Below are 9,914 nucleotides of genomic sequence, written 5' to 3' on the forward strand. Positions count from 1 at the left end.
TTGCGGATTTTAAACTAAACGGTATTCCAATAACAGCATGCAATAAACAATAACAATCAACTGAAATCAATAAAATTGACCAGCTAAATTCACAGCACCGCTACTTACTGCCTTAAATTATCTACAGCTTGTGAATATGAATCACCACAAGCTTTATCAAACTCTTTAGCAGCATGTTTTATAGACATTGTAGAGCGTTTAGGAACATGAATTTCCACTATTCCTACAAATTTACCATTCTTACCAGGAACTCCAGCATTTTGCACACATACTTCATCTCCACTTGAAGATCCAGCTGGAACAGTAAATTTTACTAACTCTCCATCTATATTTTGTAAAGTAACTTTTGCGCCATGCACAGCTTCACTCACTGTTAAAGGCAATTTAGTGAGCAAATCATTTTCACGCAAACTAAAACGTTCAGAAGGTATTACATGAACATTAAGATACATATCTCCAGAAGATCCGCCAAACTGACCAGACTTACCTTTACCAGCTAATCTAATCTTTTGACCATCTCGAACACCTGCCGGAATACGCGTCTTAAAAGTCTTACCAGCAGAACGCAAAGATACTGTTGCGCCTTTGAATGCTTGCTTAAATGTAAGCGTAATTGAGGTTGTAATATCATCTCCATTTTTAGGAGTAGGAGCAGATTCAGGCTGAGAATATTGACTATATTGATTTGCGAATCCACTATCTCCTTGGAATCCAGAAGATTGAGAACCAGCTGAACCAAACATAGAGAATAAATTACCTAAATCAGGACCGCCATTTGTAGAGAAACGAACTCGAGTATTCGCTCCGCCACCAGGCATGTCTGTTGCTCCAAACATTGAAGAGAATATGTCTGAAAACCCTGCAGAATCAAAACCTGCTCCGCCAGATCCTCCTGCAAATCTAGCTCCACCAGCTCCAAATTGACGAATAGCATCATAGCGCTGACGAGTCTGTTTATCTTTCAAAACATCATAAGCTTCTGAAACATCCTTAAATTTTTCTTCAGCTTCTTTTGTTTTATTCAAATCAGGATGATACTTGCGAGCTAATTTACGATAAGCTTTAGTAATCGTTGAATCATCGGCATCTTTGGAGACACCAAGCACTTTATAAAAATCTTTTGTCAACCATTCATTTTCAGCCATCTGTGCCTCCTTTCATTTTCAGCACATGTGGCATATTTTCCCATAATATGACCTACTCGTGTTGACTTGATATAAACTCAAACCAACACGAGTAAGTATGCAATTAAACTACGCGATCACGCATTATTTGGCGATGCAACTACAACTCGAGCAGCACGAATAACACGATCTCCAATTCTGTAACCTGCTTCAACTACAGCATCAACTGTTTCTTTTGTGGCATTTGGATCTGGACGATGCAAAATAGCATCATGCTTAGTAGGATCGAAATCTTCACCCTTTTCACCAAATTTCTCCACACCGAACTTCTCGAATGCTTTATCTAACTTCGCAGCAACAGCTTTGAAGGAATCGTCCATATCACTATGCTCGCGAATCCTATCAATATCGTCTAAAGCTGGAAGAAGAGCACTAAGAACATCTATAATCCCATGTTGACGGAATCGATCCTGCTCTTTAGAAGCACGATTGCGGAAATTGATGAACTCAGCACGCTCTCGTTGCAAAGCTTCTAAATACTCCGCAGCCTCTTTCTTGGCTTTACCTAGAGGTGTTAAAGTGCTCTCTTCAGAACCTTCAGAAGACTTCTCACACTGACTTTCAGAAGACTTTTCATCTGGACCTTCAGAAGAATTCGAATTATGCGAATCCGAATTGCTATTATCTTCTTTATTACCTTCTGCTTTATCTTCTTTTTTATCTTCTCTAGACTCAGAATCCTTCTCTAAAGAATCCTTCTCTAAAGAATCAAAAGATGAAGATTCTTCTGATTTATTAGATTTATGTGAATCATCTTTCGCAAAAGCATCAGAGTCTGAATCACTGTTTTTCAATGATTCAACATCATCGATGCCGTTTAGATAATCGTTGCTGTTGAACTCGGACATTACTTGTTGTCCTTATCGTCCTTGTCGTCATCCACCACTTCGGCGTCAACTACGTCATCATCTTTAGAATTAGATTCTGCACTTTGAGCGCCTTGAGCACCAGACTCTGCACTTTGAGCGCCTTGAGCACCTTGCTGAGCGTAAAGTTGCTGACCAATCTTTTGAGCAGAAGTCATCAACTCGCTCTGAGCAGACTTAATCTTCTCAACGTCATCGCCCTTCAAAGCTTCCTTCAAAGCATTAACTTTTTCGGTAACTTCCTTGGAGATTTCGTCAGAAAGCTTGTCTTTATTATCATTCACAAGCTTTTCAGTCTGGTAAGCAAAAGCTTCTGCTTGATTGCGAACTTCAGCTTCTTCCTTGCGCTTCTTATCTTCAGCTTCGTGAGCTTCAGCTTCCTTCACCATGCGATCGATTTCGTCCTTTGGAAGACCAGAACCACCAGTAATAGTCATAGACTGTTCCTTACCAGTGCCCTTATCCTTAGCGGAAACGTGCACGATGCCGTTAGCATCAATGTCAAAAGTGACTTCAATCTGTGGAACGCCACGAGGAGCTGGAGCAATACCAGTCAACTCAAAAGTACCAAGTGGCTTATTGTCGCGAGCAAACTCACGTTCACCCTGATAAACCTGAATTAATACAGATGGCTGATTATCTTCAGCTGTAGAGAAGACTTCAGAGCGCTTAGTTGGAATAGCAGTATTGCGCTCAATCAGCTTAGTCATAATTCCACCCTTGGTTTCAATACCCAAGGAAAGCGGAGTCACATCAATAAGCAGAACGTCTTTACGATCACCCTTAATAACGCCAGACTGTACAGCTGCACCAACTGCAACAACTTCATCTGGGTTCACAGACTGATTTGCTTCCTTACCACCAGTAAGCTCCTTAACGAGATCCTTAACAGCTGGCATACGAGTAGAACCACCAACAAGAACAACGTGATCAATCTGGCTCACAGAAATACCTGCATCAGAAAGAACATTGTTAAATGGTGTACGGCAACGTCCAAGCAAATCAGATGTCATTTCCTCAAAATGAGCACGAGTCAAAGTTTCATCCAAATGCACTGGAGTTCCGTCAGGAGTCATTGCCAAGTATTGCATTGAGATTGAAGTAGAAGTAGAAGAGCTAAGCTCCTTCTTTGCTTGCTCAGCAGCTTCCTTCAAGCGCTGCAAAGCAATCTTATCCTTGCTTAAATCAACACCGTACTTGTTTTTAACTTCGCCAACAAGCCAATCAATAATCTTCTGATCCCAATCATCGCCACCCAAGTGGTTGTCACCGTTAGTTGCCTGCACCTGAATAGTTGAGAATCCATCTTCATCCTTGCCTATTTCAAGCAAAGAAACATCGAAAGTACCGCCGCCTAAATCGAAGACCAAAATACGCTCGTCTTCCTTGCCTTTTTCAAGACCATAAGCCAAAGCAGCAGCAGTTGGTTCGTTAATAATACGAAGTACGTTCAAGCCTGCAATCTTACCAGCATCTTTAGTTGCCTGACGCTGAGCATCATTGAAGTATGCCGGGCAAGTAATAACAGCATCAGTGACTGGCTCACCTAAATAAGCTTCAGCATCGCGCTTTAGCTTCATCAAAACCTGAGCAGAAATCTCCTGTGGAGTCCACTTCTTTCCATCAATCTCCACAGACCAATCAGTGCCCATATGACGTTTTACAGAGCTAATCGTACGGTCAACGTTTGTTACAGCCTGACGCTTAGCAACTTCACCAACCAAGATTTCACCTGACTTGCTAAATGCAACAACAGATGGCGTAGTGCGTGCGCCTTCAGCGTTCACAATAACGGTTGGGCTTCCACCTTCAAGTGTTGCAATGCAAGAATTAGTTGTACCTAAATCAATACCTACTGCGCGTCCCATTTTTTCTCCTTTATTATCTTCAAATCCTAACTTGGTAGCGTATTAACAACTACCTGATTCATTTTCCAAAACTTGAGTCTACTACACTCAAGTTATAAAAGTCAAATTTTATTACAAAAAATCATAAAAACTTTATATGCCAAGACTCAGGTTTTATAAAACTAGCTAAATAACAGCTAAATAAGAGCTAAATAAAGAGCTAAATAAAAGCTGAAACTTAGCAACCAAAAAGCTAAATAAAAAGCTGAAGCTGAGTAACAACAGAATTAAAACTGAGCAGACACAAAGCCAAAACTGATTATATAAAAACGCTCAATCACTAATCAGCAGCATGCGACTGTGAATATTCTTTAGCCCAACCTTGAACGAACGCATCTTTGACTTTATCCCACTTAGCACTGCCTTTAGCGTACTCAAGCAAAGCAGAACCTAAATTATTTTTCCAATTATCAGAAGGCATCATAGTGAAATTCCAACTGACAGAAACTTTACCTAATCGAGCATCTTCCATAGCAGCTTCAGACAAAGGATTATCTGACTTAACGTTAAGAAGACTTCTAAAAGGAGTATTAAATCCCATCTTCTTAGATAACGCATCTTTGCCATAATCTGAAAGAACAAGCCACTTCAGAAAATCTTTTGTAGCTTTCTTATTATTATCGCTAGTTTTATTATTTATACACCAATAATTTTCAGAACCGGTAGCCAAACCCTGATTTTTCTCATTCGGAGCTCCAATATAAATCGGCAACATTCCAAGTTCAGTATCCTTCATACCAACTTTTGAAAGTTCACTCCAAGCCCAAGTTCCATTCTGATAAAAAACAGCTTTACGCTTAGCAAATTCTCCAATTGCATCTTCACCAGTTTTATGCTCAAGTTCAGAAGGAGAAACAGTTGAATCCTTAAGATATAAATCAAAAATCTTCTTAAAACCATCTAAATAACTGCCTTTTATCTTTTTGGGCTGCCTAATTATTCTATCTTCCTTAAACTCATAATAAAGCGGCAAATTAGCTAGATGCGTCTTAAAACGCCAATCAGAACTTGAATCGAAACCAGAAGACGTAAAAGCACCATCTATACCTAGATCGCCTTTACGCGCTTGAATATCGTCTGCAACTTCCTTAAGTTTATCAAAGCAATTTATATCTTTAACGGATTTTATCTTCGCGTCCGGCAAAGAAATATATTTAGAAAGTAAATCTTTATTATAAATCAACCCATATGTTTCCATAACATAAGGTATTGCTACGATTTTATTTCCATCACTTAAAGCAACACTTTTACTAATAAGTTGATTATAAATTTCAGTATCTTTCAAATCAGACGCATATTCTTGCCAATTAGCATAACCAACAGGACCATTAACTTGGAATAACGTAGGCGCGTCATTACCTTTGCTAATTTCACCTTTCAAAAACTGCTCATACGTGCCAGAAGCAGGAGTTTCAACTTTAACTTCAACACCAGTTTCTTTAGTGTATTCCTCAGCAACTTCTTTCCATTGATCTGCAACTTCAGGTTTAAAGTTTAAAAAATATACTCTACCCTTACTGTTATTAGAGTTAGACGAACCGCATGCAGACATTGCACAGCACGTAATTACAACACATGCTATTAGCGCAATCATTGATTTAATCTTACGATTCATCATCGAACCCTCTCCTATAAAGTCAGCTTACGTATCGTCAATTTTATCTAGAAACTTATCTAGAAACTTATCTAGAAACTTATCTAGAAACTTATCTAGTTTTTAAAGCACTTTCTTACAATTCATTATTCACTTAATAACTCGACTTTGCAAACACTACTAGAACAAAAGCATGAATGCAAAATCAGAATCAAGACTCAAGCATAAAATAAAAAGCAGAGTGAAAACCTAATATTAACATGCTATTAGCACGCTAACAATTCCATCGGACTATAACCCTATCTCCCTTATAAACACCTAAAACACAATAATGCGCTGTATCAAGACGCAACATTCTTGCCATAGTCGGAGCAATACCAAGCCATTTCATCGTCAATATACGCAAAATATGCGCATGAGCAACAAGCAGAACATCATTGCCAGCATTCAATTTAGGCAATACTGTGTCTATTATTTCACCAGTTCTTTCATAAACACATTCCAGACTCTCTCCTGAAGTTCTTACAATATGAACACTTTCTCCGCTTGGCAAAGTTTCTTCACCGTCAAATAACATACTTGAAGGCAAAACTGTTGGACCATCGGACCAAACGTCCCAAGCTTCACTTCCACTAAGATTAGCTACATCTTTACGAGTACGACCTTCAGCTCCGCCATAATCCCATTCCATAGCAGCAGGTAAAGGCTGACAATTTTTAAAACCTGCTAATTGAGCTGTTTGAATAGCTCTACGAAGAGGACTAGCATAAACACAATCTTCATCAAACCCATCAGGGAAAGCATGCAAAATACGCATTCCTGCATCTTTTGCCTGCTCACAGCCTTTATCTGTAAGAGGTATATTCGTTCGACCAGTATGCTGACCAGACTCACTCCACACAGTCTGCCCATGACGTAACAACACGAGTCTTCCTGTATGCTCGCACGAACTTTGCGACGGCATGTTTGAAACTATATAGGATTGGTAAGCTTCAGCCATTGCAACTCCTTTACGCGTTAAATATAAATCGCAATTGTAGATTTTGGCTACTTTACGATTAGCAACACTTCCAAGAGCGAAACCGCTTCATCGCAGAAAACGCATCTTATACCCTTCTATGGTACAGCTGATTGTAATTTTTACATCGATTTTTTTTAATTTTTATGAATAAAATTTGTAAAACTTTTATTTTTCAGTGATTTCACATCATCCAATTGCATTCTTGAAGAATATATTGTAAGAATGAAAGAGTAAAAATAAATATGCATAATCAAATAAAAACAAACGCAAACTTCTACAAACTAAAAATAAAAAATAAAAGAGAAGAAAAATAAAATAAATAGAATAAATAAAATAGTAAAAGAGAATAAAAAAGAGAATAAATAAAAAGAAAATAAAACTGTCAACTGAAAACTTATAGAACACGTTTTATAGAACACGTTTTATACAACACCACTAATAAACGATAAGAAGTAAAATGCAAAATCAAGAATCTACACACTCAAACACTAACAACGAAGAACACAAATTAGCATATAACAGCACAATCAACACTCTTCTTAACCGCAGATCCATACGCGCTTTCAAAAATGAGCCAATCAGTGAAGAAATTGTCAACACTCTTGAACTAGTAGCGCAAAGAGCAGCTTGTAGCCAATTTTTAAACGATTGGTCTGCTATTAAAATCACTAATCCTGAAATAAAGCAAAAGCTTTCAGAAATTGGAAACCAAGCATATATTGCAACCACTCCACTTTTATACGTGTTTGTGATCGACCAACACAGAAATGCTGTTATAGCACGCAAAAACGGCATAGACACAGAAAGCAGCGAATTCACTCTTAAAACTGGGTATCGCTTCTGCCAATCTCAAAATGACGCAATATTGGCACTTCACGCAATGGAAACAGCAGCAGAATCATTAGGACTTGGATGCGTAATTCTAGGTTCAATTTTAAATAATATTTCTGAGTTAATTGAACTTTTGAAATTACCAAAATACACATATCCCGTTCTAGGACTTGCAATCGGTAAGCCAGATCAGGCTCCAGATTTGAAACCTCGAATGGATCCTAGCATGCAATTCTTTGAGAATGAGTACCCAAGCGACAATAACAATTTGATTGAAAAACTAGTTGATTTTGATGCTAGAGTTCACAAATATTACGATTTGAGAAATGCCAGCCGACCGGTTGACGCTTTTAGCGCGCAAATTGTGAAACTCGCAACAGATTCAGGAGCTAAAAACCACAGTTGCGAAACACAATTAAATAAACAAGGTTTTACGTTCAAAATCTGATTTTTCGCGTTAATCTTGTGATTTTTCTAAGCAAAGTTACTTTCTACGCGGCTTATAACCTCGTTTTCTAGACTTTTGCTTAGTTGTTTCAATACGCGAGCGCATATCATAATATTTACGTATTGCAGGATTTGAATGAGTTAAATGCCAGCAACTGCAATATTCACATTTATAAACCCACAGTTGCGCACCACGCTCTCTGAGACTTTTATCCGCTGCAATAAGAGCCTGCCCTTTATTTGTATACATTATTTTTTGAGTAGATTCACATCTGCGCGGAGTAAAGAAATACATAGCTTTCATGGTAGCAAACTTCTTAACACTCAAACTAAAACCACATACAAGGCAACCACGTAGAAGCCCTCAGAACGCCAGGCAATCGCACGCTAAAGTATGATGCACATCGTGCCAACTATAGGCAATGCATGCACCAACCACGGCAAGCGTTGAACAAGATCTCTGAAGACATAAATTCAGAAGCACACACCACGCTCAGACGCACCAACCATGCTCAGACATGCGCAAATCACAGGCAATCCACCGAAAGCCACTCACATCACCACGCCAACCATGCTCAGACGCACCAATCATAAGAAAGCTACGCGCTACTCACCACTCACTCACCAACCACTCACCAACCACCACTCACCCACTCACACACTCACCCACACGCCGGTAGCCCACCCACTCATCACTCACTCAATCACTCACCAGACACCGAAAACCAAAATATGTAAAAGTTCAAGCTCTCACTATTTAAATTCATTTGTTCAAATAAACTTCAATAATAATTCAATTTCGATAATTTTCTTCTAAAAATGCTATACAAAACAGACTATTACGAGTAACATTAAGCAAAAGTTCAACTTATAGCGTGCAAAACTGTTCAATTTGTTCAATTTTGATTCAATTGTTCAACTTGTTCAATTATCAGATTTGCGAATTATGTGGTTCTAAAAAAATCATATAGAAAGTAAAGAAAGACGTATTATGGCACAGAATTTTGCTGATGAGCTTAAAAAAGCTATGAAAACACAAGGCTATAAGCAGATTGACGTAATCGAGCTTGCGTCAAAAAACGGCCATAAACTTGGCAAAAGCCAGTTAAGCCAGTATTTAAGTGGCAAAACTGAGCCGCGCAGAGACGTACGTAACATGCTATCTGAAATTCTTGGGATTAGCTATGACGGAATCAAAGGCGTGCATTCTTGTGCAAAAATCGAGCAAAACTGCCAGTCTACAAAAGAATCACAATTAAATCAATCGCAGCAGCAATCGCAACCGCAGCAACAGCAGCTTACGGAAGCTGAACTTTCCCAAACGCTCAAACATAGAAAATTCAACAAATCCACCAAACTTGAGCACGTTCTTTACGATGTTCGCGGCCCTGTTGTTGAAGAAGCAAACCGCATGGAAGCAAACGGAACGCATATTTTAAAGCTCAACATTGGAAATCCTGCGCCTTTTGGCTTCCGCGCTCCAGACGAAGTGATTTACGACATGCAACATCAGCTTATTGACTGCGAAGGCTACTCGGATAGTCGTGGACTTTTCTCCGCGCGCAAGGCGATTATGCAATACGATCAGCTTAAGGGCATTGCCGGCGTACAAATGGAAGATATTTACACTGGCAACGGCGTTTCCGAGCTGATTAACCTTTCTATGCAAGCGCTGCTTGATTGCGGCGATGAGATTCTTATACCAAGCCCGGATTACCCGTTGTGGACTGCGTGCGCAAGCTTGGCTGGTGGCACTCCTGTGCACTACATGTGTGACGAAAAGTCGCATTGGTACCCAGATATTGCCGACATTCGCTCTAAAATCACGCCTCGTACTAAAGCAATCGTGATTATTAACCCAAATAATCCTACGGGCGTACTGTATAGTCGCGAAGTTTTGGAAGAGATTGTTAAGATTGCGCGCGAGTTTAATTTGATTATTTTTGCGGACGAGATTTACGACCGTCTTGTTATGGACGGCAAGAAGCATATTTCGATTGCTTCTCTCGCTCCAGACGTGTTCTGCGTAACTTTTAGCGGACTTTCTAAGTCGCATATGATTGC

Annotated in this window: 8 protein-coding genes; 2 read left to right on the forward strand and 6 right to left on the reverse strand. The window is 39.3% G+C overall.

What is annotated here, in order from left to right; translation table 11 throughout:
• Positions 1-104 precede the first annotated feature (104 nt).
• The 5 genes from Q0X59_RS04370 to Q0X59_RS04390 form a co-directional block, all read right to left on the reverse strand.
• Positions 105-1,145 carry a DnaJ C-terminal domain-containing protein gene (locus tag Q0X59_RS04370; protein ID WP_075522977.1) on the reverse strand — a complete coding sequence of 347 codons (1,041 nt, stop codon included), beginning with the start codon at positions 1,143-1,145 and terminating at the stop codon, positions 105-107.
• Between the two features lie 116 nt (positions 1,146-1,261).
• Positions 1,262-2,032, reverse strand: coding sequence for a nucleotide exchange factor GrpE (gene grpE, locus Q0X59_RS04375; RefSeq protein ID WP_297643408.1), 771 nt, complete (start codon positions 2,030-2,032; stop codon positions 1,262-1,264).
• Positions 2,032-3,918, reverse strand: a complete 1,887-nt coding sequence (dnaK, locus tag Q0X59_RS04380; RefSeq protein WP_075522979.1) for a molecular chaperone DnaK — start codon at positions 3,916-3,918, stop codon at positions 2,032-2,034. Before dnaK ends, grpE begins: the two co-directional genes overlap by 1 nt.
• Before the next feature lie 319 nt (positions 3,919-4,237).
• Positions 4,238-5,575: an ABC transporter substrate-binding protein gene (locus Q0X59_RS04385; protein WP_297643410.1), complete on the reverse strand. Its 1,338-nt coding sequence runs from the start codon at positions 5,573-5,575 to the stop codon at positions 4,238-4,240.
• Positions 5,576-5,825: 250 nt separating this feature from the next.
• The gene (locus Q0X59_RS04390) at positions 5,826-6,515 is read right to left on the reverse strand and encodes a histidine phosphatase family protein (protein WP_075522999.1); all 690 of its coding nucleotides are present in this window, start codon (positions 6,513-6,515) and stop codon (positions 5,826-5,828) included.
• 514 nt (positions 6,516-7,029) lie between these two features.
• Between Q0X59_RS04390 and Q0X59_RS04395 the strand changes: the two genes are divergently transcribed.
• Positions 7,030-7,851 (forward strand): nitroreductase family protein, encoded by an 822-nt coding sequence (locus Q0X59_RS04395; protein ID WP_297643412.1) that lies wholly within the window; start codon positions 7,030-7,032, stop codon positions 7,849-7,851.
• 36 nt (positions 7,852-7,887) lie between these two features.
• Here Q0X59_RS04395 and Q0X59_RS04400 read toward each other — a convergent pair whose 3' ends face one another.
• Positions 7,888-8,154 carry a hypothetical protein gene (locus tag Q0X59_RS04400; RefSeq protein ID WP_082266194.1) on the reverse strand — a complete coding sequence of 89 codons (267 nt, stop codon included), beginning with the start codon at positions 8,152-8,154 and terminating at the stop codon, positions 7,888-7,890.
• 687 nt (positions 8,155-8,841) lie between these two features.
• Here Q0X59_RS04400 and Q0X59_RS04405 point away from each other — a divergent pair.
• A partial coding sequence (locus Q0X59_RS04405) for an aminotransferase class I/II-fold pyridoxal phosphate-dependent enzyme (protein ID WP_297643415.1) occupies positions 8,842-9,914 on the forward strand: 1,073 nt, incomplete at its 3' end.

Origin of the sequence: uncultured Gardnerella sp. (assembly GCF_947280595.1) — a bacterium.
Taxonomy (GTDB): domain Bacteria; phylum Actinomycetota; class Actinomycetes; order Actinomycetales; family Bifidobacteriaceae; genus Bifidobacterium; species Bifidobacterium vaginale_A.